This is a genomic window from Collimonas sp. (genome assembly GCF_035566375.1).
Taxonomy (GTDB): Bacteria; Pseudomonadota; Gammaproteobacteria; order Burkholderiales; family Burkholderiaceae_D; genus Collimonas.
In genome coordinates, this window is the sequence record NZ_DATMRK010000045.1 from 37,752 (window position 1) to 60,184 (window position 22,433).

Annotated in this window: 25 protein-coding genes, 1 tRNA gene and 1 pseudogene; 11 read left to right on the plus strand and 16 right to left on the minus strand. The window is 53.5% G+C overall.

Going from position 1 to position 22,433, the window contains the following annotated elements:
• Positions 1 to 414: 414 nt before the first annotated feature.
• Together VNZ60_RS13835 and VNZ60_RS13840 are read right to left on the minus strand one after the other, a co-directional pair.
• On the minus strand, positions 415 to 621 hold the full coding sequence (locus tag VNZ60_RS13835; RefSeq protein ID WP_325660046.1) for a DUF2188 domain-containing protein: 207 nt from the start codon (positions 619 to 621) through the stop codon (positions 415 to 417).
• A 136-nt stretch (positions 622 to 757) separates the two neighbouring features.
• Positions 758 to 1,063: a DUF3892 domain-containing protein gene (locus VNZ60_RS13840; protein ID WP_325660047.1), complete on the minus strand. Its 306-nt coding sequence runs from the start codon at positions 1,061 to 1,063 to the stop codon at positions 758 to 760.
• Positions 1,064 to 1,198: 135 nt separating this feature from the next.
• Here VNZ60_RS13840 and VNZ60_RS13845 point away from each other — a divergent pair, with 135 nt between their 5' ends.
• Both VNZ60_RS13845 and VNZ60_RS13850 read left to right on the plus strand, forming a co-directional pair.
• Positions 1,199 to 1,519: a helix-turn-helix domain-containing protein gene (locus VNZ60_RS13845; protein ID WP_325660049.1), complete on the plus strand. Its 321-nt coding sequence runs from the start codon at positions 1,199 to 1,201 to the stop codon at positions 1,517 to 1,519.
• Positions 1,512 to 2,393, plus strand: a complete 882-nt coding sequence (locus VNZ60_RS13850) for an ImmA/IrrE family metallo-endopeptidase (protein WP_325660050.1) — start codon at positions 1,512 to 1,514, stop codon at positions 2,391 to 2,393. Before VNZ60_RS13845 ends, VNZ60_RS13850 begins: the two co-directional genes overlap by 8 nt.
• Positions 2,394 to 2,706: 313 nt before the next feature.
• On the opposite strand, the gene VNZ60_RS13855 is transcribed toward VNZ60_RS13850, so the two are convergent.
• The gene (locus VNZ60_RS13855; protein WP_325660052.1) at positions 2,707 to 3,774 is read right to left on the minus strand and encodes a hypothetical protein; all 1,068 of its coding nucleotides are present in this window, start codon (positions 3,772 to 3,774) and stop codon (positions 2,707 to 2,709) included.
• 176 nt (positions 3,775 to 3,950) lie between these two features.
• Between VNZ60_RS13855 and VNZ60_RS13860 the strand changes: the two genes are divergently transcribed.
• Both VNZ60_RS13860 and VNZ60_RS13865 read left to right on the plus strand, forming a co-directional pair.
• Complete coding sequence (locus tag VNZ60_RS13860; RefSeq protein ID WP_325660054.1) at positions 3,951 to 4,574, plus strand: TetR/AcrR family transcriptional regulator; 624 nt, start codon at positions 3,951 to 3,953, stop codon at positions 4,572 to 4,574.
• A 55-nt stretch (positions 4,575 to 4,629) separates the two neighbouring features.
• Complete coding sequence (locus tag VNZ60_RS13865; protein WP_325660056.1) at positions 4,630 to 5,832, plus strand: MFS transporter; 1,203 nt, start codon at positions 4,630 to 4,632, stop codon at positions 5,830 to 5,832.
• Between the two features lie 91 nt (positions 5,833 to 5,923).
• Here VNZ60_RS13865 and VNZ60_RS13870 read toward each other — a convergent pair whose 3' ends face one another.
• Positions 5,924 to 6,340, minus strand: a complete 417-nt coding sequence (locus VNZ60_RS13870; RefSeq protein ID WP_325660058.1) for an Imm51 family immunity protein — start codon at positions 6,338 to 6,340, stop codon at positions 5,924 to 5,926.
• A gap of 3 nt (positions 6,341 to 6,343) precedes the next feature.
• Here VNZ60_RS13870 and VNZ60_RS13875 point away from each other — a divergent pair, with 3 nt between their 5' ends.
• Positions 6,344 to 6,514, plus strand: coding sequence for a phage virion morphogenesis protein (locus VNZ60_RS13875; protein ID WP_325660060.1), 171 nt, complete (start codon positions 6,344 to 6,346; stop codon positions 6,512 to 6,514).
• A 52-nt stretch (positions 6,515 to 6,566) separates the two neighbouring features.
• Here VNZ60_RS13875 and VNZ60_RS13880 read toward each other — a convergent pair whose 3' ends face one another.
• Entirely contained in the window at positions 6,567 to 6,842 is a 276-nt protein-coding gene (locus tag VNZ60_RS13880) for a hypothetical protein (protein ID WP_325660062.1), read from the minus strand.
• 345 nt (positions 6,843 to 7,187) lie between these two features.
• Between VNZ60_RS13880 and VNZ60_RS13885 the strand changes: the two genes are divergently transcribed.
• Positions 7,188 to 7,766, plus strand: coding sequence for a hypothetical protein (locus VNZ60_RS13885; protein ID WP_325660064.1), 579 nt, complete (start codon positions 7,188 to 7,190; stop codon positions 7,764 to 7,766).
• Between the two features lie 23 nt (positions 7,767 to 7,789).
• Here VNZ60_RS13885 and VNZ60_RS13890 read toward each other — a convergent pair whose 3' ends face one another.
• Positions 7,790 to 8,569: an alpha/beta fold hydrolase gene (locus tag VNZ60_RS13890; RefSeq protein ID WP_325660066.1), complete on the minus strand. Its 780-nt coding sequence runs from the start codon at positions 8,567 to 8,569 to the stop codon at positions 7,790 to 7,792.
• Between the two features lie 334 nt (positions 8,570 to 8,903).
• Between VNZ60_RS13890 and VNZ60_RS13895 the strand changes: the two genes are divergently transcribed.
• Positions 8,904 to 9,803 carry a sterol desaturase family protein gene (locus tag VNZ60_RS13895; protein ID WP_325660067.1) on the plus strand — a complete coding sequence of 300 codons (900 nt, stop codon included), beginning with the start codon at positions 8,904 to 8,906 and terminating at the stop codon, positions 9,801 to 9,803.
• A 514-nt stretch (positions 9,804 to 10,317) separates the two neighbouring features.
• Here VNZ60_RS13895 and VNZ60_RS13900 read toward each other — a convergent pair.
• Entirely contained in the window at positions 10,318 to 10,635 is a 318-nt protein-coding gene (locus VNZ60_RS13900; protein ID WP_325660069.1) for a hypothetical protein, read from the minus strand.
• A gap of 138 nt (positions 10,636 to 10,773) precedes the next feature.
• Between VNZ60_RS13900 and VNZ60_RS13905 the strand changes: the two genes are divergently transcribed.
• Positions 10,774 to 11,472 carry a hypothetical protein gene (locus VNZ60_RS13905; protein ID WP_325660071.1) on the plus strand — a complete coding sequence of 233 codons (699 nt, stop codon included), beginning with the start codon at positions 10,774 to 10,776 and terminating at the stop codon, positions 11,470 to 11,472.
• Between the two features lie 356 nt (positions 11,473 to 11,828).
• Here the strand turns inward: VNZ60_RS13905 and VNZ60_RS13910 are convergent.
• Positions 11,829 to 12,073, minus strand: a pseudogene (locus VNZ60_RS13910) (IS21 family transposase); the annotation flags it as partial.
• A gap of 307 nt (positions 12,074 to 12,380) precedes the next feature.
• Positions 12,381 to 12,455: transfer RNA gene (locus VNZ60_RS13915), tRNA-Arg, on the minus strand.
• Positions 12,456 to 12,794: 339 nt separating this feature from the next.
• Here VNZ60_RS13915 and VNZ60_RS13920 point away from each other — a divergent pair.
• Positions 12,795 to 14,438 carry a diguanylate cyclase domain-containing protein gene (locus tag VNZ60_RS13920; protein ID WP_325660073.1) on the plus strand — a complete coding sequence of 548 codons (1,644 nt, stop codon included), beginning with the start codon at positions 12,795 to 12,797 and terminating at the stop codon, positions 14,436 to 14,438.
• Between the two features lie 88 nt (positions 14,439 to 14,526).
• Here the strand turns inward: VNZ60_RS13920 and VNZ60_RS13925 are convergent, their stop codons facing one another.
• Both VNZ60_RS13925 and VNZ60_RS13930 read right to left on the minus strand, forming a co-directional pair.
• Positions 14,527 to 14,955, minus strand: a complete 429-nt coding sequence (locus VNZ60_RS13925) for a surface-adhesin E family protein (protein WP_325660075.1) — start codon at positions 14,953 to 14,955, stop codon at positions 14,527 to 14,529.
• 156 nt (positions 14,956 to 15,111) lie between these two features.
• Positions 15,112 to 15,402, minus strand: coding sequence for a PsiF family protein (locus VNZ60_RS13930; RefSeq protein ID WP_325660077.1), 291 nt, complete (start codon positions 15,400 to 15,402; stop codon positions 15,112 to 15,114).
• 271 nt (positions 15,403 to 15,673) lie between these two features.
• Here VNZ60_RS13930 and VNZ60_RS13935 point away from each other — a divergent pair, with 271 nt between their 5' ends.
• Positions 15,674 to 15,853 carry a hypothetical protein gene (locus tag VNZ60_RS13935; protein ID WP_325660079.1) on the plus strand — a complete coding sequence of 60 codons (180 nt, stop codon included), beginning with the start codon at positions 15,674 to 15,676 and terminating at the stop codon, positions 15,851 to 15,853.
• Positions 15,854 to 16,668: 815 nt separating this feature from the next.
• On the opposite strand, the gene VNZ60_RS13940 is transcribed toward VNZ60_RS13935, so the two are convergent.
• The 4 genes from VNZ60_RS13940 to VNZ60_RS13955 all read right to left on the minus strand — a co-directional run bounded on the left by VNZ60_RS13940 (position 16,669) and on the right by VNZ60_RS13955 (position 20,744).
• Entirely contained in the window at positions 16,669 to 17,685 is a 1,017-nt protein-coding gene (locus tag VNZ60_RS13940) for a 2-dehydropantoate 2-reductase (RefSeq protein WP_325660081.1), read from the minus strand.
• Positions 17,686 to 17,711: 26 nt separating this feature from the next.
• On the minus strand, positions 17,712 to 18,167 hold the full coding sequence (locus VNZ60_RS13945; RefSeq protein ID WP_325660083.1) for an Mpo1 family 2-hydroxy fatty acid dioxygenase: 456 nt from the start codon (positions 18,165 to 18,167) through the stop codon (positions 17,712 to 17,714).
• A gap of 154 nt (positions 18,168 to 18,321) precedes the next feature.
• Positions 18,322 to 19,269: a cupin-like domain-containing protein gene (locus VNZ60_RS13950; RefSeq protein WP_325660085.1), complete on the minus strand. Its 948-nt coding sequence runs from the start codon at positions 19,267 to 19,269 to the stop codon at positions 18,322 to 18,324.
• A gap of 530 nt (positions 19,270 to 19,799) precedes the next feature.
• The gene (locus VNZ60_RS13955; RefSeq protein WP_325660087.1) at positions 19,800 to 20,744 is read right to left on the minus strand and encodes a LysR family transcriptional regulator; all 945 of its coding nucleotides are present in this window, start codon (positions 20,742 to 20,744) and stop codon (positions 19,800 to 19,802) included.
• Positions 20,745 to 20,795: 51 nt separating this feature from the next.
• Between VNZ60_RS13955 and VNZ60_RS13960 the strand changes: the two genes are divergently transcribed.
• A complete protein-coding gene (locus VNZ60_RS13960) occupies positions 20,796 to 21,869 on the plus strand; it encodes a medium chain dehydrogenase/reductase family protein (RefSeq protein WP_325660089.1) in 1,074 nt (357 codons plus the stop codon).
• A gap of 62 nt (positions 21,870 to 21,931) precedes the next feature.
• Here VNZ60_RS13960 and VNZ60_RS13965 read toward each other — a convergent pair whose 3' ends face one another.
• A complete protein-coding gene (locus tag VNZ60_RS13965; RefSeq protein WP_325660091.1) occupies positions 21,932 to 22,336 on the minus strand; it encodes an SRPBCC domain-containing protein in 405 nt (134 codons plus the stop codon).
• Positions 22,337 to 22,433 lie beyond the last annotated feature (97 nt).

A 22,433-nucleotide genomic window follows, 5' to 3' on the forward strand; every position in this document is an offset into this window, starting at 1 on the left:
TACGCAAGAATCATGTTCACTCACCCTAGCGCCATGACCTTCTCGCATGATCTTTCCGCAGGATGTTTATTTATCGCCTGTTGAGCAATTTTTAGAATGTTCTGCCCTGGAGGTATTGCTTCCGACACCAATAAGATGGCACCAGATATAGGCATGTTTACTAATAGCATTTAGCAAACGTTTTTGCTGGATTGGCATGGAGATGGGCTTGGTCAAACGAGTGATAATCGTAGGACGCCGCCAGGGACAATTAGGTGGGCAGGCCGATAGTTGCTATCGGTGAGCGCAAGTAGATTTCAGGCGATCGTGCCTGTACTCGCAAAACGGATATCTAGGGGGTGAAAGTCAGGGTCATCAATTTAATGACATGGACGCCAGCTCAATGCTGCTGGACCCTGATCTACTGCAATCGCATTAAGGTTTCCGCCACTGATCAGGCTTCCCCTTCGATGTATGGCGTACGCGTTCGACGTGCGGTGCAACACCATTGTTCAAATCGCGGGCGCGTTGAATAGCTTCGCCTTGAGTGGGTTTCACGTCACTCGCCCGTTCGGAATTTGGCCGCCTGATGGCATAGTCACCCTCTGGCCGTTGTTCAACGTAAATTCTTTTATCAGTCATTATAATTTCCTTTAAAGAAATATTTATACTACATTTAGTGCAATTCACACTAAGTACTACTATAGATGGAATTTTTTGAATGACAAGGAATTTTTGGCACTCATTCCACTAGAGTGCCAGTAGCCTAAAAACACCATCATTTTTGAGGTAACGAGAGCAAATTGTCTGTCTTCCGTCCATCTGCAACAGTTTGGACATATTTAGTGTGTCCGTTGTTATGAACGTGTACCCAAGCACCCTGGAGCTGTGGATTGCGATCAGGACACCACACCGAGTTGTTGCCATTTTTCTCGATGAAGACGACCATTTCCTCCCGTGTGTTGACGCCACTTTGAACGACCTTCTTCAAATCATCAATTTGATCCCACCAGAGATGGCTGATGTGTTCATGCCCTGTGCCGCCAGCCATCCGACGCGCCGTACATTTAATTGTTGTTGCCATAGTGAAGCCCTTTATGAAAGCACCAAAAAACGAAAAGTTCGGTATAGGCGCACTTTAAGTATCGACTTAAAGAATTCACTTGTCAAGCAAAAAAAATGCGTCTACTCTGAACATTAAGTACATGGAGAGAGAAAAGTGGCAACAGCAATAGGTGAAAAAATACGTGCGCAACGGAAGCGTTTAAAGTTAACGTTAGATCAACTTGCGGAAAAATCAGGCTCTAGTAAGAGTTACATCTGGGAATTGGAAAACCGGCCGGTGATACGACCATCAGCAGAAAAAATTGCACGCATAGCCGAGGTCTTTGGAGTTACGGTCGAATTCTTGCTTGATGATGCAAAACAGGAGTTTGCGGAATCTGATGCCGATAAGGTTTTTTTTCGACGTGTTACACAACTAGATGCTAACAAGCGGGCGCAGCTAGAAAAATTCCTCAAGGCTATTGACGATGAGTGACCCGACAACGCCAGCTGCGTGGGGTATTCAACTAGCCAAACTCTGGTTAGCAAGCGGTCAAGGCTTCCCAGTCAATGTGGAGACACTTGCTCTTGAGGTTACTAAGCAACGCTTCTCTGAACCCGTGGGCATTGTTATGCCGCACGGAATCGATGGGATCGATGGGATGCTTTCGAAGCGAAAAAAACATAAGGACTGGTGTATTTCTTACGACAAAAAGGTCGTGGTTCCTGGGCGAATTAACTTCACTATTGCCCATGAATTGGGGCACTACCTTCTCCACCGGACATTGCACGAGACGTTTCAATGTGGTCAAGCTGAAATGATGGACTATGACAGCCTTGAATCTAAGCGGCTCGAATCGCAAGCGAACACTTTTTCCTCCTATTTGTTGATGCCGCGAAATGACTTCGACGCTCAGATAAAAGGGCAGGAAATATCATTTGAGTTATTAGGTCGCTGTGCGGAACGTTACCAGACTTCGCTGACGGCAACGGTGTTGAAGTGGCTAGAGTTCACAGAAGAAGCAGCGATGCTAGTAGTAGCCGATCATGACGAATTTATTTGTTGGTCGTACTGCAGTCAATCTGCGAAGCTTCTGCGCGCATATAAACCGCCTGGAGAATCGGTGCCTCCGTCGGTACTGGAACATTTAAGAGCGAACCTCTCGGGTTCTCGCACGGCGCGTCGCGTAGAGCCCGGTGTCTGGCATCCAACCGAAGAGGCCATCGAGTCAGCGATAATTTCCGATCAGTTCGAACAAATAATTTTTTTGATTCGCTTTCCATTTGCCTCTGCTCCCAATCATGAAGAAGAACCAGAATCAGACTCGCTCACGGAGCTGACAGAAAAAGCGCAAGGTTCAGGCAGTTAGACTGCAGCTCCTTAATCCAAGCAACACCGCTAGTGTCCACGGCCGGATGGCGAAACTCGACCTTGATCGCTCCGCATTTCGGGAGCGTCGCCGCGCCATCCGATAGCCATCTAGAAATGGACAGAAACGTATCATCAGTCCATTTTTTGTTGGCATTTTATGGACATCATCAATTTTGATAAGTCATTGATCTAAAAGAAAAAGAGATTTGTCCATTAAAGCTTTACTTGGCAGTATTGGCGAAAACAAACTGGTCGAGACGCTGCGCTGAACCGACCGGCAGCCTTGGTGCTGCGTCATCCGCAACGCTACGCTACAGATCAAAGCGCTTCATGACGCCGACTGTCATCAGGTCGGCGTCATTCTTGTTCCTGAAGGTGACTACCCGGCCGAAACTGGCGAAACCCCTGACGCTGCTGCCAAGATCGCGGCCGACTTGCAAGCTGAACAAGCCATTGAGTTTCCAGTCGCCCGATTCGCGTTGATTGGCCGCCAGATACGGCCCGGCGCCAGCGCTGATATCCCAGTGCTCGGTAATCGGCTGCACGTACCAGCCCTGCGCGGCAACCCCATGCCGGTTCACGCGCACGCCGTCATCCCCCTCTTCAATCGCTGAAACCGAAGCGGCCCACGGCCCGTAGTATTTTTTGGCTTCAAGCGCATAACTCAGCCGCTTGCCCGGTCCCGATTGATTGGTCTGGGCAAAACCGCCCAGCGCCGCCAGCCATAGCCCGTGACTGCTATCCGCATCAGCCGCAGTCACATGCGCCGCGCCGAGCTCCTTGCCAATGCCGACCAGGAACGCATCCGACGAAGGCGCGCCCGGCACCAACGCATGGTTGTACGCCAGCCGGATGCTCAGGCCGGGCGAATATTGATCCAGGCGCGCCAGCAGCGCCACGGAAAGCAAACCGCCCAGGCGCGCATCGTCTTTTTCCGTGCCGTTGATGGTGCTTCGATTCATGCTGAAATACGGACCGGCAGCCAGTTCAAGGTCAAAACCGGGGTGCAGTTTCTGGCGGTAGACCATCTGCGCGGCATAACCGTCGCGGTGATTGTTGTCAGGATGGCCTTCGTTGTAATACACATAATCAAGCCGGGTGCTGGCGCCCGCTGGCAGATGTCCGCCGGCAGCCAGCCCGAACAGATCGATGGCCGGCCCGAACCTGATTTCCGCAGCGCGCCAACGCATCGGCTTCTGGGTGTCCAGGCTGGTGCCGTACATTATGCCGTTGCCGAGTGCCGCCGAGACATAGCTGTTATCGAGCGCCGGCGCCAATGGCGGCACAGTCGAGGCATCGGCAGCTTGAGTGAGGGGATGCCAGCAAAGAAACGTACATGCCAGCGCAAAACTCCAAATTACTTCTTTTTTCTTTGACATAACGACTTTCTGTATTGCTATTGTTTAAACACTTGGCCACTTGCTTATGCAGCTTGATCGACGCCGACGTCTCAAGTCAAGCTCTGCGCGAATGTCGCGCAGCGGCGGTTTGATCAACGCCGATGGATTTTGTTTCATTTCTTGACTTAGGAAACAAACGTTTCCATAATCAGCGGATGTCAGATCCCTCCTCAAAACTTGCCCATATCTCGCGCAGCCGCGGCCGGCCGCGCGAGTTCGACATGGACCAGGCGCTCGACAAAGCGGTTCGGATATTCTGCGAGCGCGGTTATCACGCCACCTCGGTGTGCGACCTGACGCATGCCATGCAACTCGCGTCGGGCAGCGTCTACAAGGCATTCAAGGACAAAAGAAGTGTCTTTCTGGCAGCGCTTGATCGCTACAAAACCGTGCGCGATGCGCAGTTGCGGGCGGCTGTCGGCATCGGCGCCACGGGCAGAGAACGGCTTCGTCTGGCGCTGGCCTTTTATGCTGATGCATCGCATGGCGCCGCCGGCCGTCAGGGCTGCCTGGTCGGCGGCAGCGCTGCGGAACTGGCCACTTTTGACCAGGAAGTCGCGCAGTGGGTCACTGCCGCACTGGCCAGGAATGAAATGGTCGTTGGCGAGCTGATCCGGCAAGGGCAAGAGGATGGCTCGATCCCGCCGCACGTTGACGGCGCGGCAACAGCCCGGCTCATGCTCTGCCTGATTCAAGGCATGCGCCTTGTCGGCAAGACGGGCCGGAGCCGGGATGAGATGGCGGCGCTGGTGGATATCGCAATGAAAACACTCATCTGATTTTTTACCCATTTAGGAAATATTCATTCCCCATTCCCTTTTTTTAGGACGCGCAATGACCACAACCTCAATGACCGCCGACATCAAACCCGAGCAGGCTGTGTCGGCCTGGATGATACTCCTGCTGGCGTTTGCCTGCGGACTAATCGTCGCCAATATTTATTACGCTCAGCCGCTCGCCGGACCGATAGGCGCGGCGCTAGGCCTCTCGCCCGCAGCCACCGGACTGATCGTCACCCTGACGCAGATCGGCTACGGCGCAGGGCTGTTGTTTATCGTCCCGCTCGGCGATCTGCTTGAGACGCGCCGCCTGGTGCTGACGCTGATTGGACTCGCCACCTTATCACTGCTGGCAGCCGCGCTGTCGACCCACCCACTGCCGTTCTTCACGGCGATCCTCTGCATCGGCCTCGCCTCGGTAGCGGTACAAGTTCTGGTGCCGTACGCAGCGCACCTGGCGCCCGAGGCCGTGCGCGGCCAGGTGGTCGGCAATGTCATGAGCGGCTTGATGCTAGGCATCATGCTGGCACGCCCGGTCTCCAGCTTCATTGCCCAGTTCACCTCGTGGCACACGGTGTTCTTCCTGTCAGCAGCTGCGATGGCCCTGCTGGCGCTCATGCTGAGAATAGCCCTGCCGCCGCGTAAGCCAATATCGACGCTCTCATACAGAAAATTGCTGACCTCGATGGCGCAGCTGATGCGAAGCACACCGATTCTGCAGCGCCGCGCCTTATACCAGGCCTGCCTGTTTGCTGCCTTCAGCCTGTTCTGGACCACCACCCCGCTATTGCTGGCTGGGCCCGAGTTCCGGCTATCGCAAGGAGGCATTGCGCTATTCGCGCTAGCCGGTGTCGCCGGCGCCATCGCCTCGCCTATCGCCGGCCGCTTCGCAGATCGCGGCTGGAGCAAGCCGGCAACTGCGTTCGCGATGCTGGCGGTTGCCGCTGCATTTCTCATCACCCACATCGGCGCCTATGGTTCGCCGCTCGCCCTGGGATTACTGGTTGTGGCCGGCATCTTGCTGGATTTTGGCGTGACCACCAATCTGGTGCTGGGGCAACGCGCGATCTTTGTATTGGGGGCTGAATACCGAAGCCGGCTCAACGGCCTGTATATGGCAACCTTCTTCGCCGGCGGCGCGCTTGGTTCGGCGCTTGGCGGCCTGGCGTTTGCTCATGGCGGATGGCTTCTGGCGTCCTGGTTAGGGTTCGCTTTGCCGGTTGTTGCACTACTTTATTTTTTTACCGAGCAACGATAGAAATCCGCCTGGCGGAAGTGTCCGCGCTGCCGGGGAAAGCCATTATTTAAAGATCAGCGCTTGGGATATGAATAATTCCCGCTCTGGACGGCTAGTCCTGCAACCTGGCACGAAACAGAATGTCCCGGAGAATGTGATCATCATCGAAAACGATTTTTAACGCATGGCCTAGCACCGTCAAATTCGTCTTTGTTCCGGCAATCGCAAAAAAACTGGCGTCGGAATCGAAGGTGAATGCGTCGGCCAATTGAGGCAATTGTTCCGCGATGACGACTTCCGCAACGGAATTCCAGTCGCGACCGTTGCCGGTCCAACCTTCCCCCGCGCGTTCCTTAAATATGTGCGCTTTAGTTTCACAATAGAAATCAAACAAGATTAATGCTGTGCAGTTGCCGCAAATAAGAATGAATGGCGCAAACGTTGTACTGTCAACTGACTCATTTCCTTCCGGTTGCATACAAATTATCGGTGAGTCTTGGGCAGTGGTCACTATCAGATCGACCTTCATTGAATGCCTCTCTTTGAATATAGCCAGGCGCTTGGTGCGTCGATACGTTTTGACACGGGGTCAAAAAAAAGGCCGGAATATCGCTATCCGGCCCATCCCTTGCTCGGCTTCAACACCACGGATCAGGCATCGATTCGTTATGCCTTGCTACGCGATGTAGTCGATGACTTGTAGAGATCAAACTCCTGGGCGTATAGCCGAAGACTTCTGATTTATTTCGTTAAAGTTAATTAATGGCAACCAGTGAAGCGGCATATTCCAACGGTTTTTTGTATTCCGGCAGGCTGTAATGCGCGACATCGGCCATTTTTGTCAATCGGCTTTTGAATGCCAAGAGATTCGCCGTCGCATCGGATCTCTGACGAAAGAGGAAATAACATGCTTCGCTGATGACGGACTGAATGGATGCGTCGACATTTTGTCCGTACAGAGCCAGGACTGCCAATGCTTGAACTCTATTGATGTACTCGTTAACCAATTCTTCTTCGATATGCGCGTCCATAGCGAACTCCCAAAACCGAAACTGTAGAAAAAATGACATTAATTCATCTTAGTAATCGGGATGAAATTTGTCCATGCTCCAGATCGGCTTTAGAAAAATTTATAAATACCTAACGGCAACGGCGCCAACTTTTCAGCGGCTTCGCGTGACCATGCCAAAATTTTGTGCATGACACCGCCATATGATCGTCTCGTTACAAACGGCCACTTCCATATAATTTTTTGTTCTTAGTGCCAATTTGTATCATCTGTCAACATCAGTACAAATAGATAACGCGATGTCGAATGTGGAACCGGGCCAGCTCCGCAGATGTGCTCAATTCTCTCGCTTTCGAAAGGTGATTTCATGAAAAATCCTTTACCAGCGCTTCTTATTTTGTTGGCCTCCTTGCCCGTGGCGGCTCAGACGGCGTCCCCACAAAAACTTAAACACGCGACGGAACTGAGCTACGCGGCAGGTGACGGAAGAAAATGTGTAGCGCATCTCGAATCGAGTGATTGTGAGTTATGCGGAACGCCAGCACAAAGTACTCATGATCCGCTATGGATCACCAGTTGCAGAAAAGACAAGCAAGAATGGCTGAGGTATCAAGGCGGTGATGGCAAACTTTGGTGGGCGAAAATTCATGCTTCATACGATCCGGGCATGGACTACATTCATATGGCATTCGAGCATCATGGCCCGGATGATCCACATCATCCGGGCGATCCAGATCACTTGCCAAATGGCACAAACGAGTCCAACGAGCATCACATCAGATATTTTGGTGCGGATGGAAAAAAATACGATGCGAATTTGTCGGGTGCCAAGAGGCAGACTCAACCGGCATTCATAGTCAACTTAGTCAGTAAGCGATCATCTCCCACCACCTCCCGAAAAAATAAACAGCGATCGACGATGAGAGCCCATCAACAAAGTGAATGATCATGGAGCTTGCCGCTCTGCGGTTAAGCCTTGGCGCGCAAGAAGCTCTTGACCGCGTCGGCAAATTCATCGGGCAACTCGTCATGGATAGTATGGCCGGCGGAAAACTCGAGATAGGTGCAATTGGGATGATTAGCCCGCATCCACTGTCCATCTTCCGTTCGCATGACCCTGCTGCGCGTACCGTGCAACAGCAGCGTAGGACATTGCAGTTGCAGCCAATCGCCGCGCCAGTCGCCAGTCAAAGCTTGCTCGGAGCGGGCTATCCAATGCGGGTTGAAACGAAAACCCCAGCCATCGTCATATTCGCAAGCGCTATCCAGGAAATGCCGATCGCCACTTAGCCCCTTGTCGGTCAGTAGTTCCAGCAAATCGGGCAAGCTGGCGTAACGATGCGGCCAGTCGGCAGCGAACCCGATCTTGGGGGAGACCTGCACGCCTATGTCTTCCACCACCAATGCACTAACCATATCAGGCTGCTGAGCTGTGAATTGGTAGGCATTTACTCCGCCAAGCGAATGCCCTAGTAAAAACAGCGGGCGTTTCGGACTAAGATGCCTGACCAGGTTGTGTAAGTCCTTGACATAGGCGCCTCTGGAGCAATCTTCTGGATGCTGACTCCAGCCATGACCACGCTGATCCAACGCGACTACGCGATAGTCCTGCGCCAGCGCCTGTGCCAAAGGCGAAAAATTGCGGGCGCAGCCAAAGTGCCCATGCAATGCCAGCAACAACGGTGCGTCGACGCCGGAATCGAGGTAAGACAGGCAGACGCCATCGCTATCAAAAGTAAATCTTTTCATGCTCAATTATCTTCAAGCCATTAAACCGTTTTGAGCCTACATTATTTTTTTATGTGACTTACGGTGATTTATGAGGGAATCAGAGAAAAGGGACTTGGTCCCGCCAACAGGAATCAAATAGTCAATAAAATCAATAATATACATATAAATTTCGTAAAAAATGGGGAGAAGCATTGAAAATACTACAAATTAGTCTCCAGCTGAATATGGTGGTCCGCTGGTCCCACATTGCCCCTTTTAGGTAGCTGACTTCTTGCGATATTCGTCCCAAACTAATTGCCATAGAAAAATCTCAGCGTTACGCTTCTCTATATCCCCTTACTGGTGAAGCACCATGAGCGTTTTGTCCACGATCCTCAAATTTTCTGTCGTCATAGTCCTGCTGTCTTCAATCGTCGAAGCAATCGTACTATCGATTACGCTAGGGAGAGATGCTTATGACTGGAAGGCGGCTTGCGTATCAGTGGTCGATTTCCTAATCCGCGAATATCCATTGCACTGGTTGCTCCCATTGCTGTTTTGGGTTGATATGATGGATTGGTTCTGGCGACATCGGCTATGGACGTTGCCGATGTTCCATTGGAGTGGCTGGCTTGCATGCTTTGTCGGGCAAGAGTTCTTCTATTATTGGTATCACCGCATGGCGCACCGAGTGCGATGGTTCTGGTGTACCCATGCTGTTCACCATTCGCCCAATCAGCTCAATTTGTCGGCAGCATACCGTTTTGGATGGACCGGGCGTCTTACGGGCTCGTTACTGTTCTTCATGCTTGCCCCGTTGCTCGGCATGCCACCGCGTATTGTCATGATGTTGTTGTCGCTCAATCTCTTATATCAGTTCTGGATTCACGCAACCTGGATTCCACGCCTTGGACCGTTGGAGTGGCTGCTTAACACGCCGTCGGCTCATCGCGTGCACCATGCGTCGAATCTAGAATATCTAGACGGAAATTACGGCGGCGTGCTGATTATCTTTGATCGCCTCTTTGGTACGTACATCAGCGAGAGAGCCGATGTGCCATGTCACTTCGGATTTGTAACGCCTGTCAAAACTTACAATCTGCTCGTCATCGAATTCGACGAGTGGAGAAAGCTAGCTCATGATCTGAAAATGGCGCGAACAGCACGAGAAGTTTTGACCTACTTACTGAAGCCACCGGGTTGGCGACATGATGGGAATGGGGAAACGACCGAAGACCTTAGGCGGAAGTCTGTATTGAGAAATACACGATAGTCTTTAAAATCCGGCCACTTTGACGGCGTTAGGGCGACTGTAATAGTGCCAAGGTGAGACTTGGCTGTAACCCGGATGGATATTTACATACGGATGCTGGGCTATCGCTCTACAGGTCACTTTACCTGCCATCCGTTAGTTCACGGCGTGGAATGAGACTGGAAACCCGCGCCAGCTCTGCCTCTCACTATTTGCTGTAGCAAATTCATAGCATTCAACTTTTCCCGGAATTTATTTTGTTTTGATGCTAGATCGTCACTAGCTGCGCAATGGATAGAGCGAGCATCGCTTGGGCCTAGACGCGGGTTCGATTTTTCAATATTTAGAACGAGTCTCCGGTCCGGTCTGCTGTGGTGGTTGCGGGGGCAGGATTTGTTCGTTATATACCAATCCGACTGAAGTAACGGAAAGCCCTACGGGCGCAGCTTTGGTAGCGACTTACTAGGCCAGGCCGACTCGAACATCAAATTAGAATCTCGGACATAAATACATGCTCGTCGGGCCTATAGAGGAATTAGTTCTCTGGAAAGAAGCCTTGGTAGAGCAGTATCAATAACGGTGAAATAAAGCCCGCCAACGCCACTACCAACCAAGTTCGCATGAGCTTCACTTGAATCGAAAGTGCGCGATCGCCAAGGCATTCATGGTCGCGGGAAAATAGAAATCGAATCAACACCTCCGTGTGAACAGGATTTTTTTCATACGTCGTAGGTCGTCCCATATCCTCATATTTTTCTGGATGGCGGTTCGCCAGCGCTTTAAAAAGAGATTCAACCAAGACAAGCCATCCGATTACAAAAAGAACAAGAGCTGCCAGCAGAATGTATTCCATAAAATATAACTTGTTATAGATTGCTAAATCTCAATTTATCTTAGCTCTGCTTGCCAAGCGGAAAGTAGCTCTGCGCGACTGTGCATTTTGCATTATATTGCTCGGCTCAAGTTGCCGCAGTGAAAATGATCGGCTTTCATGATTGCACTTTATTTTCTTCGTCAGGGGCTAAGCATGCATTTTGAACTACCAGAAAAAGTGACCAGTTCCGCCAGGGAATTTGCGTCTCATTACGTGATGATCGTCGTCTCCATCCTGACGGCGCTGGCGCTGGAGCAGGTTGTGGTGACGATTCACCACAAGGCGGCAGCGAATATGGCCTCGGCAAATATTCGAGCGGAACTGAGGGAAAATTGGACGTATGTTGCAAACTTGCGCAAAGCCCATGCGGAGAATGAAGTAAAACTGCAGGCCATCGTGGATACTCTGACCGATCACTTGAGCAAGGGCGGCAGCATTGATGCCGAACAGCTGAACAAACTCGCTCAGGAAGCCACGCATATGTCAATCGACACTGCGCTCAATCGTACCAGCGCATGGGATACGGCGATTGCCAATCAAGCCTTGGCTTATATGGACCAGGCAGACTTGAATCGCTATTCTGCCGCATACGCGGGGATGCGACACGTCGAAAGCTTCACTCCCGCCCTGGTGACCGATAAGCTATTGCGCGACGCCGCAGATCTGCGCCTGGCCGTCAAAACCAGCAAGGTCGACATGCAGGAGGCTGCGCGGATCCTGTCGCGCAGGCTCATCACCATGCAAATAATCGGAAATCAATTAAAGGACCTGGACGGGGCACTAAAAGAATTTGGCGGGGATGTAACAACGCCTTGATCGGGCCGATTAGTCCAACCGACTCAAGAACGGCACCCAAGCATGCGTCGAAATGCGTGAATTTAGAAAATGCCCGGCCTGGCTCGCTGCCACGCCGGGCTTAATTTTCGCCGTAGTGCAAATTTGATTCAAAAGCACCCTATTTAGCGGAAAGGCGTGGGGGGCAATTGCGCATCGTCCCGCACTGCGGATGCGGGTTCGATTCCCGCCGCCTCCACCATTAAAAATCATACCAGACCGCCGCAGACCTCATAACTACTAGGGGTTACAAAAACTGCGAAGTCTGGCGATGGCTCAAAAGGTCTCCGTTTTCGCCTAAATTTCGCCCATGTTCGGCTAAGTGATCCTTGCAAAAGGATGCTGCGGCGCTGCTTCCGCGATTTAGTGGTTTGGGTTTAAGCCAGGATGAGAGCTTAAAGGCGTACTGATCAAGAGCACTCGGAGTGCGTCGACTTGGATACGCAGGCTCTATGGCATCAGAGCGTAGGTAACGTCTGACAGTGTTTCTGGAGATGCCCAAACGTCTGCCGATCTCCCTCAATGGGACTTGGTCACGAAGGTGCCAGCGTCGAATAATGCCTAATAATGCCACGTCGATCACTCCATGCTTGCGCTTGCGCCTGCGCCTTAGTGACGAACGTTGCTGATTCGCGCTTCCCTTTGATTGAAATCTGTACTCGCCAGCCACCTGGACTTTTTACGATCGATGCCATATGTTCCGCTCTTGCCGGAAAAAATAGCGATTACACCATGAATGGGGAGATGACGGGGAAAATCTGGGGGAGGCGCAATCAGCAATTAGTGCTTTTTTACGGTATTTTACGAAATCCGGCGCTGACCAAAATCGGCCGAAAAGCCTTTAAATACATGGCTCGCGGCGACTTAATGCGATTTCCGAAAAATGGGGATGGTCCCGCCAACAGGAATCGGACCTGTATCTAGCGCTTAGGAGGCACTCGTTCTATCCATTGAACTATGGCGAGACAGGGAAATTCAAGGAGTGGAATAAGTCCTTGATTTTGACAACTTAACGCAATAAACCCAATGACTTAAAGGTTTTTCCCACACCTCATCGGCCATTCTTGCTCATGCTAAATCATGCGTTTTAACATTTCATTTGCTACAGATTTGCTCAAATCTCCGATTGAAAACAAGGGATTTATGGCATCCATACTACCTGCAGGCATACGTCAGCGCGTTCAAGTTTGCATTAAAGGCAGGAGTATAGCAAAAACCTTGGCGGCCAAGACGGAGAAATAGGCTACCGTTAATGGTTGCGGGTGGCCTCACTGCGGTCCTGCCGATTTCTGTATCATTCCCCCATGGCAATTTTCCAAAGCATAAAATTCCGTCTGATCGGCCTCGGTGTGTTGATTATCGTGGCCGGTGTCATGTTGCGTATGTTTTTTGCATTACCTTACGCACAGGGGCTTTTGCGCGACGAGGCGGCAGCCCAGCAATTATCGATTGCCTCTTATATAGCCCGCGACATTGACCATAGCATCCAGGCGCGCCAGGCGCTGATAGCAGAATTGAGCTCCGCACTACCGCCCGCACTGTTGTCGCAGCCGGAAAAACTGTTCAATTGGATTCGGGAACGGCAGCGGGTGAATCCCTTGTTTAACAGCGGTCTGCTGGTGCTACGGCCGGACGGCAGCGGCCTGCTGGCGGAATATCCGACGGTGGCTGGGCGCAGCAGTCTGGTTTTTTCGAATACCGCCTGGTTTCAGGCGGCGCTGCATGCCGATTCCCCAGTGATGGGCAAGCCGCAGCGTGGACGCGCCAACGGCGAACCGATCTTGATCATGGCGGCGCCGGTACGCGACGCCGCCAGGCAAGTAGTGGCGGTGCTGGCGGGCGTGGTGGTGCTCAACACACCCGGCTTTCTCGATCGCTTGCAAGAAACCCGGCTCGGCTTCAGCGGCGGCTTTCTTTTAGTGTCGCCGGCCGACAAGCTGTTCGTCGGCGCCAGCGACCCGTCCATGGTGTTACAGCCGACTCCGGCGCCTGGCGTGAATCTGCTGCACGATCGCGCCATGGCCGGTTATCGCGGCACTGGCATAACGATTAACGCCAAGGGCGTCGAAGAGCTATCGGCCATGGTGACGGTGCCGAGCACCGGATGGTTTGTCGTCGCCCGCATGCCAACCGCGGAGGTGTTTCACCCGATCATGGAAATGCTTGGTTTCTACCTGAAGAACACGCTGCTGATAGTGATCGGGATGATTGCAGTACTGATGTTGCTGTTGCCGCGCACCTTGCGGCCTCTGACCGACGCCGCGCATGCGATGCGTGAAATGGCAGATGGCAAGCGCCAGCTGGCGCCGCTGCCGGTCAAGCGCCAGGATGAGGTCGGCGGCCTGGTGCTGGGTTTTAATTATCTGGTGGAACGGCTGCGTGAAAAAGAAACGGCGCTCAAGGCGAGCGAGGCGCGCATGGCGTTCATGGCGCATCACGACGCGCTCACCGGCTTATGCAACCGGGCTATGCTGGAAGATCGCTTGCAACAGGCTTTGGCGCGTGCCCAACGCGACGGCACGCATTTTGCCTTGCTGTTTTGCGATCTCGATGATTTTAAGCCAATCAACGATGAATACGGACATGACGCCGGCGACGCCATCCTGTGCCAGATCGCGGCGCGCCTGCTGGACGAACGCCGCGCCACCGATACTGTGGCGCGCCTCGGCGGCGACGAGTTTGTCGTTCTGTTGACGGATCTCAACGATGCCCGCAGCGCGGCAGTTGGCGTCGCTCAGCAATTGCTGGCGGCGATCGGCATACCTTTTAATATCGCCGGCACGATACTCGAACTTAGCGCCTCGATCGGCATTGCCCTGTATTCCGGCGCCAGCATCTCCACTTCGCAATTGATGTCGCAGGCCGATATCGCCATGTACCAAGCCAAGCGGGCTGGGAAGAATGAGTTTTGCGTTTTCGACGAGGCGATGGAGCCCACCAGCATTTAATGCAGAAAGGCAAACGCGTGATAAGGCAGCTGCTATCAGCCGCAGAGCAGGCCTAAGCCCGCTTGCCTGCTGATTTGAAGCGCTGCAATTACTTGGTAGGAAGAGGGAATGCGCAAACGAAATTCATCATGACTTCGGCGACCGAATCCTTCGCCGGCGCAGCATAAGTCGAATTTTTCAAGGCGTCGCTGTGATCCACCTTGGCGCCGGCGCCGTCAGCGTCAGCAAACAGGATCTCTCGCTTCAGGCTCAAGGTCTTGGCTTTGCAATCGTATAAAGTGAAATCCTGATACGACTTAAAGGTTGGCAATACCTTGGCGTCGCCATCATTCTTGCGCGCCTCTTTGAAGTTCCACATGGACCATGCTTCGCGGATACCCTTGGTTTCCTTGATCGAATTCTGGTCCAGCTTGAGCTCTGCAGTATCGCTGGAGCCAACCGGTTGCCAATCGGCAGCAGCCTGAGCGGCAACACAAGCCAAGCCAAGAGTAAGGGTGAGCGCTAATTTTTTCATCATATGGGTTTCCTTAAAAAGTGCGAGCTTGGTTTCGACTTTGCATAGTAAACATTAATTCCCGCAACGAGTATGCAATTTGGTAACAAAATGAAAAAAGCCCCGTCTAAAACGAGGCTTTTGAAATGGGGCTGCCGGAATTGCCGTTACAGAAACGTCTTATGCCTTTGGCTTCGACAAGCACTGCTTCATGAACGCCTTGCGATCGTCACCCTTCTTACCGGTGGCGTCGGTATTGCATGCTTTCATTTTTTCTTGCTGCGACATCGGAGCGGCCGCTGCCGGTTTTGCGCTCAGACAATCTTTCATGAAGGCTTTGCGGTCGTCGCCGGTTTTACCGGTGGCATCCTTGTTGCACGCTGCCATCTTGCTTTGTTGCGAATTTGCGGCAAATGCCGGGTTAAAAATAAAGCAGCAAGCGAGCAGTGCCAGACCTGTCAGTTTTTTCATGATTTTCTCCGTTTCCACAGTAGGGGTTATATCCAACAACACCGCACTACCCTGCGACGATGCGGCTTGCTGCATTACAGCACGAAAATTGCCAACTGCCAATATGCTAGCTATATGCTTATGCAACCCCGATATAAGACCGTATTCATACGGCCAGATCTGACTGATATTCACAAACGGTATGGCAAGTATGTGAAAGCGAAATTGGATTAGCCGTTTCAGATTATTTATACTGCAATGCAACATAGACGATCAATTGAAAGGGAACATCATGGCCAGCATCTCTCCTCCACTGCCGCTGTCAACACGCGCGATGCAAGCTCAAGCTCGCCCTGATATGCATTTCCATGGCAAGAATCTGACTAAACAGCAGCCAAGCCTGCTGGACAAGGTACTAGCCGTCTGGAGCGCTCCTTACAAAAAACTGGGCGGCTCGTTCCTGCGTTTCTGAAAACAAAGCGCCGCTAGCCTGATCCACCAGCCCCGCCGCCTGCGGGGCTTTTTTTTGTCCGCACAACAAAGTTGTTCGTTGCGCTCCCAAGTTACCCACAGAAAATGTGTGCAAGCCTGTTGATAACCTCATGCTAAAAATCCCAAGCCTTTGATTTACATGAATTTTTAAGCGATGCTCGCAACAGCGTCAAAGCATCCGGCGGACAAGATCCGATGCCAGATACGTATTGCACAGGCAAAAAAAAGCCCGCTCACCTTGCGGTTGCGGGCTGAATCCAAACCTTAGGAGGTGTTGGAGGAGACAGGTGTAACTATATGGCGACGCAGCATTCGTGTCTGCTTTATTTAACTGATAACAGATATTTTATATTCATATATCAGCGCCCTCACCCGCTGTACTTACCTGCTCAGACTGGCTTTCATTTGGGTGCGTGATCGTGACCACGGCAGGCATCGGTACGCGCCTTGCGCATTGTCCCATCCTTGCAACGCATTACGCTGTGGGTTCCAATGCGGCGAGTTCCGTCGTAATAAGAATCCTGACCCGAATCCTGCCCCGAATCCTGACGCCTGTCATTTCTGGCGTCCGGATGTCCCTCCAGCCCCACTCCCGGCTCGGGTCGCGGCATAGGCTGGTCTTGCGCGTGAACCAAGGACGTAAAAGCCAGCAACAGCATAAGTGCGCCTGGAAATTTCCCCATATCGGACCTTTCGTGACAAGTTGAGTAACTGCTTGAGTAACAAGCTGAATAAACAGGACGATCTCTGCGGCGACGACTTTGCTTCGAGTCAGGCCTGGTTCTTTCCGTTCCGCTATTTCAACAAATCCTTGCCGCCGCACTCGCGATACAGCGCATCGCCAGACCACGGTTGCGAGCTGCCTTGTTCAGCGGCGTGAATCAGCGCCGTGATACGTCGGTTGGCGGGAGCATCGCGCGCCAGAGATTCGGCCAGGCGGACAATCGCACCATTCAAATAATCGACTTCCGTCAGACGCCCCGCTTGCAAGTCTTGCCACATCGAAGAGCGCGCCTCAGGATCGATTTTCAGCATGGTTGCCGCAACCCGCTTGAAAATGGCGTCGGGCAAACGCAATAAGGCCGGCAACAGCCGCGGCCCAACCCTGGCGATCCTGGCCGGACGAATCCCTGCGGCATGCAGCAAACCCAGCGCTTCTTCAATCAACAAAGCCAGGCAGCGCCGATAAGCGCGCTGCGACAACTGACTTTTGAGCGCCAGGCCGGACAGCGCATTCAGCGCATTATTCAAATTCAGCAACAGCTTGCCCCACTGGACAGCCGCGAAATCGTCGCATAGCTGCAACGGCAAATGGGCTTGGCGAAATAGCGCCAGCCAGGGCTCCAGCCTGGCATTTTTCTCAATCATCAGTTCACCGCCGCTGGCGCGATGAAAACGATTGCCTTCCATCTGCACCACATTAAACGGCACCATCGCCGCCAGCACCTGCCAGCCGCTCAACAAACTGCGCAACGTATCAACGTTACCGACGCCGTTTTGCAAACTGACGATCAGCGCTGACGGCTTGGCGTGTTCAGCAATCGCGATCGCCGCCGTAGCGCTGTCGGCGCTCTTGACGGTGACCAGAATCAGATCGGCTTCGGCCAGTGCGGCAGTGCTTTCCTGATACGGGAAATTCTTGCCCTCAAAACATTGCCGGCGACCTTCCAGATCGCTCAACAGCAAACCCTGGCTGACAATCTGCTGGCGCATGCGGGAGCGGCCGATGAACAGCACATCGGCGCCGGCGGCCAGCAGTGAAGCGCCGATATATATGCCGATCGAACCAGCACCAAAAATGGCGATTTTCATCGAATCAATGCGTCAATCCCTGCGCATCAATAGGCGATATGCAGGCGGCGGTACAAGAAGCCCAGGACAAACAAGGGGCCGATCAGCAGGAAACGCAAATCGTCAAAAAAAGAGGGTTTTTTACCCTCGATCTTGTGGCCGATAAACTGCCCTATCCAGGCGATCACAAACACGCTGATCGAAAGCGGCAGCACCAGGCCGGGCGGCAAGACGTAGAGCAGCGCCAGCATCGCGGCCGACATCAGCAGCATGCCGAACGCGAGCGGCGCCGATAAGGAAAAATAGTAGAGCATGGAGGCCAGCGCCACCGCCAGCGCCAGCCACGGATGGATCGCCCACAGCAAACCCAGGAGCGTGAAGACGATGACTGGCACGCAGATGAAATGAATCACTTCATTCACCGGATTCAGATGACTTTCGGAGTATTTGGCCAGCAAGGTATCTATAGAGCGGCCAGTTGCCGGTTGCGTATCCTGATTCATGACGGTCTCCGTTTTTTTAATATACGACATCTTAGACCATCATTTTTCCTCACGCTTGAACGCAATCGCCATCTTTTGAAGCTCCGACGGCAGCACGCCGAAAGTATTGCGGAAGGTCCGGCCCGTCAGACTAAATATGCGACTAAATATCAAACTAGAATTTGTGGCAGGTGCAATTACCCCAGCGGTACAGATGCATCTTGTGGAAAACGTTTTTGATTTCGTTCGGTACGCCGCCAAACAATACCTCGGCGGCGGTCAGGCCAAACACTCCCAGGCTGATCGACGGCTCCAGCGCTACCACCGCGTGCCAGGTGCGCTTGGGAATGAACAGCGCATCGCCCGGCTCGACCCTTGCATACAAACCCTGCGTTTTTTCGAATTCCTTGAGTTTGTCCGGCTGCTGATCCAGGCGCGAGATATTGATATCACTCAAGATCGCGCCCCAATCGTATTTCTCGGAAATGCACATGTGCGGTGTCTGCTCAGGCGGAAACAGGATGAATTCCTTGCTGCCACGCACCTGGCAAAACCAGTTATGCGGAAAGTCGTAATGCAGACCGGTGACGGTGTTGGCCGGCCCCATGAAGACATATTCCCAGGTCCAGCGCCAGCCCGGCCACAGATCCTTGATCGAGAAATCGTGGCGCAGCGCCGGAAACTCATCAAGGATATTCCATTGCGCCAGATACATGCGATCGGGTTGAAACGATTGCATGTGCGACCACTCGAGAAAAAATCGTTCGCCCGCGGCCAGTTGATGGCGCCGCCGGTCCGGCAGCAAACCGACATCGTCCGGCAACGCTTGCCTGGCCCGCGTTGCCAGGCCTTGCAGATAGGGACCAACCGGCATCACTGGCCGATGCCGGGTCTGGCCCTGCTCCACCAGGCCGTTCTGAAACTTTACCTGCGGTTCAGAACCGTCCTTGTAGCGCAGCGCAGCCATTTGTTCGAACGACCAGCCTTGCTGCGCCGGCCAGTTACGCAACGCACCCTTGACCAGCAAGGGCCGGGTACGCGCACCGAAACCGCCGTCTTGCTGGAGCTGTTCGGCATCGATCTGGTCGACTAACTGGAAGGAAGGTCCGCGAATCGGAGTCATAGGTGAATAAAAATCGAAATAAAAATCGGAATAAAATCTGAAATAAAAATCGGAAATTCCTGCGCAGTAATCAAACCTTGAGCCGGCGGGAATTCGGTAGTTTAGCAGGATGCCCGAGAATTTTTCTGTAACGGTTCTCTCTACAGCGGGCCTGCATCGCGCTTAAAAATTGCGTATATCTACCTGAATCATTCTGATCCGATTGCCGCTGATCAGAAGGAAGAAAACGGCGGGAACCAAACTCCGCTGCCGCCATAAAAAAACCGCGTCCTCACAACGAGATCGCGGTTAACCTGTGCCGAGGGCACTGGGGGAGACTAAAAAAAAAGCCCGCCGCCTTACGGCAGCGGGCAAAATATCAACATAGGAGAGGATAGGCTCCGATAGACAGGTCCATTCTAGTAAGAATTGGAAACTGCCACACCTGTCACATTTAACAGGTTTACAAATTTGAAATCCTGACAGTCGTGTCAATTATGACAATGTCCGTACTCTTGCTTTTTATTTGTCACTGCCTGTTGTAAAAAACACTAGATCGCGCTGACAACAAGTAGCGCTTCGCGCAGCCACAACAAAGCGGGATCAGCCTGGTTGCGAGGGTGCCAGGCGGCGAACAGCGAAAAACCGCTGGCCTGAAACGGTAGTTCGAAGGCATCCAGCCGATCCCGATAGCGTTCGAACAAGCGGCTCGGCAGGGTCGCAACATAGTCACTATTGCACAACAGATCCGGCAGCAGCGTGAAATTCTGCACTGACAACAAGACCTCGCGCCGATGCCCAAGTTGTTCCAGGTGTTCATCCATGAAGCCGTGAAAGCTGCCGCCGCTGGTCGAAACCAACACATGTTTCAGAGCGCAGTACTGATCCATGTCCAGTGCGCTGGCGCCGCGCGGATGTCCTTTTCTCTGCGCCATTACAAAACGTTCGTCGTACAACTTCCTGGCTTTCATGGATGACGGCACCATGCGCTCAGAGCCGATCAACAGATCGATCTCGGCATGTTCCAGCTGCAGCGCCACCTGACGCTGATCGGCATGCACAAAAGCGATCTTGACGCCGCTTCCGGCCAAGCCGGGCAATTGCTCCATCAAGCGCAGACCGAGCACCGCAGTCGCATTATCGTTGGCGGCAATCACGAAGCGGCGGCTGTCCTGGTAAGGATCGAATGCCGGACGCTGCCGGACCACCACCTGCAAATCGTTGAGCGCAGCATGCAAGGGCGCGATCAGGCCCAGCGCCCGCGCGCTAGGCGTCATGCCGCGGCCGCTGGCGGCCGGTATCAGCAAAGGATCGTCGAAAATCTTGCGCAGCCGCGACAGTTGCGTAGAAACCGCCGGCTGGGTCAGATGCAGCCGCGCCGCAGCCTTGGTCACATTGCATTCCTCCAGCAAGGCGTCGAGCGACACCAGCAAATTCAGATCGATACCGCGCAGATCAATCACGTTGATATGTCCTATGCCATTAATTGATTTCAAATATACGTCGTTGCCCCCTAGAGTTCAACCATCGACCAACAGGAGATCAACATGAAAGCATGGATGTTCAACCGCTCAGAATTAACACTGGCGCTGCAAGAAGTGGCGCAGCCGGAATTGCGCGCCGGCGCCGCTCTGGTCCGCATGGAAGCGGTGCCGCTGCTGAGTTATACCGGCAATTATTTAAAGGGCGATCTGCCTTACGCTTACCCGCCCAGCCCGTTTACGCCCGGCACCAACGGCATAGGCCGGATCGTCGCCGTCGGCGCAGGCGTACAGCAGTTCAAGCCGGGACAGCGTGTCGCCCTCAATCCCTACTGGATCGCCAACGAGGCAGTGGCGGAGCCGCCGCAAGTGCTGATCGGCCTGACTGCCGTCAGCCATGACAGCGCGCAGATGCTGGAGGAGTTCCGGCATGGCAGCTTGCGGGAAGTGGCCGATGTGCCTGCCTCCACCCCGCTGCCGCTAGACGGACTCGATCATCTGAGCGCCGAACGGCTGGCGCTGCTGGCCAAATTCGTGGTGCCGTTCGGCGGCCTGCGGCGCGGCCGCCTGGCCGCCGGCGAGACGGTGGCCATCAATGGCGCCAGCGGTTATTTCGGCTCGGCGGCAGTACTGGCCGCTCTGGCGCTGGGTGCAGCTAAAGTCATCGCACTAGGCCGCCGGGCGCAAGCGTTGCAGCAACTGGTGGCCTTGGGCAAGGGTCGCGTGGTTCCGCTAGTGCTGACCGGCGACATCGGCGCCGATGCGGCGGCAATTCGAGAGGCCGCCGGCGGCGCTATCGAACTGGCTTTCGACATGGTGGGCCAGGCTAGCGACGCCAACAGCACGCTGGCGCTGCTGCACAGTTTGCGGCGCGGCGGACGGCTGGTCTTGATGGGCAGCATGCAAGCGCCCCTGCCGATACCCTATGGCGAAATGCTGCTCAATAACTGGGAATTGATCGGCCATTTCATGTATACGCCGGCCGATTATCTGGCGCTGCTGTCGCTGCTCAGGGCCGGGTTGTTGTCGCTGGATGAAGTCGACCTAAAAACCTTTGCATTTTCTGATCTGCCAGCGGCCATCGATCATGCCGCGCAGATGCAGGGGTTGCAGGCGACGGTGGCGCTCATGGCGCAGTGAAATTCGCAGTGAAATTCGCAGCGATGTTGAGACCGTAACGCTAGCGGCAGCTCAAGCCGCAACTAGCTGACCATTCCATTCGCCAAAAACTCGCGCCACGGTTCGAAATATTTTTCGCGCCAGCCGATCTTGACCTGCTCGTAATCGTGGTCCGGCACGTCCAGATGCACCAGCTCTATGCGGCCGTGCTCGCCCTGCGGGTGAAATGACAGGATCAGGATCGAGTCCGGATCGTCTGCCGCAAATGCCGGCGAACGCCAGGTTTGCACGATCAGGCGAGGTCTGGCCACCTGCAGCATGACGCCGGTCAGGGCGCCGTCGAATGCCTCGAACTCGGCGCCGGCTTCTGCGCCTATGATGACCGGCAAACCGGTGATAGCCCCGTGCTGCACCGGATCTACATACATATCGAACAGTGCCTCGGGCGCTGCTTTCAAGACCACCGTTTTATAAATCACATTGCGCATGCTGGTTCTTCCTGCTGTGAGTAAAGCATCAGGTCAACAAACGCCATGACAATCAGGGGCACTTCTTCAAATGGCGCACTAGGAATTCCGGAGCCGC

Excerpts from the sequence above, each read along its gene's own strand:
- VNZ60_RS13930 (WP_325660077.1), bottom strand. The coding sequence starts at position 15,402 with ATGAAAAAACTGACAGGTCTGGCACTGCTCGCTTGCTGCTTTATTTTT.
- VNZ60_RS13960 (WP_325660089.1), top strand. The coding sequence starts at position 20,796 with ATGAAAGCATGGATGTTCAACCGCTCAGAATTAACACTGGCGCTGCAA.
- VNZ60_RS13885 (WP_325660064.1), top strand. The coding sequence starts at position 7,188 with ATGAAAAATCCTTTACCAGCGCTTCTTATTTTGTTGGCCTCCTTGCCC.
- VNZ60_RS13920 (WP_325660073.1), top strand. The coding sequence starts at position 12,795 with ATGGCAATTTTCCAAAGCATAAAATTCCGTCTGATCGGCCTCGGTGTG.
- VNZ60_RS13940 (WP_325660081.1), bottom strand. The coding sequence starts at position 17,685 with ATGAAAATCGCCATTTTTGGTGCTGGTTCGATCGGCATATATATCGGC.
- VNZ60_RS13880 (WP_325660062.1), bottom strand. The coding sequence starts at position 6,842 with ATGGACGCGCATATCGAAGAAGAATTGGTTAACGAGTACATCAATAGA.
- VNZ60_RS13905 (WP_325660071.1), top strand. The coding sequence starts at position 10,774 with ATGATTGCACTTTATTTTCTTCGTCAGGGGCTAAGCATGCATTTTGAA.
- VNZ60_RS13850 (WP_325660050.1), top strand. The coding sequence starts at position 1,512 with ATGAGTGACCCGACAACGCCAGCTGCGTGGGGTATTCAACTAGCCAAA.
- VNZ60_RS13840 (WP_325660047.1), bottom strand. The coding sequence starts at position 1,063 with ATGGCAACAACAATTAAATGTACGGCGCGTCGGATGGCTGGCGGCACA.
- VNZ60_RS13835 (WP_325660046.1), bottom strand. The coding sequence starts at position 621 with ATGACTGATAAAAGAATTTACGTTGAACAACGGCCAGAGGGTGACTAT.
- VNZ60_RS13865 (WP_325660056.1), top strand. The coding sequence starts at position 4,630 with ATGACCACAACCTCAATGACCGCCGACATCAAACCCGAGCAGGCTGTG.
- VNZ60_RS13870 (WP_325660058.1), bottom strand. The coding sequence starts at position 6,340 with ATGAAGGTCGATCTGATAGTGACCACTGCCCAAGACTCACCGATAATT.
- VNZ60_RS13855 (WP_325660052.1), bottom strand. The coding sequence starts at position 3,774 with ATGTCAAAGAAAAAAGAAGTAATTTGGAGTTTTGCGCTGGCATGTACG.
- VNZ60_RS13900 (WP_325660069.1), bottom strand. The coding sequence starts at position 10,635 with ATGGAATACATTCTGCTGGCAGCTCTTGTTCTTTTTGTAATCGGATGG.
- VNZ60_RS13950 (WP_325660085.1), bottom strand. The coding sequence starts at position 19,269 with ATGACTCCGATTCGCGGACCTTCCTTCCAGTTAGTCGACCAGATCGAT.
- VNZ60_RS13875 (WP_325660060.1), top strand. The coding sequence starts at position 6,344 with ATGCCTCTCTTTGAATATAGCCAGGCGCTTGGTGCGTCGATACGTTTT.
- VNZ60_RS13925 (WP_325660075.1), bottom strand. The coding sequence starts at position 14,955 with ATGATGAAAAAATTAGCGCTCACCCTTACTCTTGGCTTGGCTTGTGTT.
- VNZ60_RS13860 (WP_325660054.1), top strand. The coding sequence starts at position 3,951 with ATGTCAGATCCCTCCTCAAAACTTGCCCATATCTCGCGCAGCCGCGGC.
- VNZ60_RS13935 (WP_325660079.1), top strand. The coding sequence starts at position 15,674 with ATGGCCAGCATCTCTCCTCCACTGCCGCTGTCAACACGCGCGATGCAA.
- VNZ60_RS13890 (WP_325660066.1), bottom strand. The coding sequence starts at position 8,569 with ATGAAAAGATTTACTTTTGATAGCGATGGCGTCTGCCTGTCTTACCTC.
- VNZ60_RS13895 (WP_325660067.1), top strand. The coding sequence starts at position 8,904 with ATGAGCGTTTTGTCCACGATCCTCAAATTTTCTGTCGTCATAGTCCTG.
- VNZ60_RS13965 (WP_325660091.1), bottom strand. The coding sequence starts at position 22,336 with ATGCGCAATGTGATTTATAAAACGGTGGTCTTGAAAGCAGCGCCCGAG.
- VNZ60_RS13945 (WP_325660083.1), bottom strand. The coding sequence starts at position 18,167 with ATGAATCAGGATACGCAACCGGCAACTGGCCGCTCTATAGATACCTTG.